The 352-nt window shown below is 62.2% G+C and carries 1 protein-coding gene; it reads left to right on the top strand.

Translation table 11 applies throughout. The features are described from left to right. Positions 1-252, top strand: a 252-nt coding sequence (locus tag RVY79_RS18120) for a hypothetical protein (RefSeq protein WP_317465916.1), incomplete at its 5' end; no start/stop codon positions are given. Between the last annotated feature and the right edge of the window lie 100 nt (positions 253-352).

Below are 352 nucleotides of genomic sequence, written 5' to 3'. Positions count from 1 at the left end.
GTCGCGGCAATCATGTCGAAGCTGGTGACCGCGTCGTTCGCATCTTCACTCGGTGACGTGAACTCGATCGGTACCGACACGATGGCGGGCGCCTGTTATGCGCTCGTGCTGAGCATCTTCCTGCTGTTCATTTCGTTCGAGATTCCGAGCATTGCAGGCAAGCTGTTTGGCAATGGTGCCGGCATCAGCGGCGGGGCCGTAAAGGGCGGCATCAAGGCGGCGTGGGGCCTTGGCAAGCGCATGGCGGGCTGACGATATGAACCACACGCCAATGCCCATCGCTGCATTGACCGCCACGCTCGGTTCGCGGCTGGACCTCGTTCGGCAGTACGCGAACGAGTCGTCGAGCGCG

It is taken from the genome of Chromohalobacter sp. HP20-39 (genome assembly GCF_033052815.1).
Taxonomy (GTDB): domain Bacteria; phylum Pseudomonadota; class Gammaproteobacteria; order Pseudomonadales; family Halomonadaceae; genus Chromohalobacter.
This window is presented reverse-complemented; position numbering and strand designations above follow the sequence as displayed.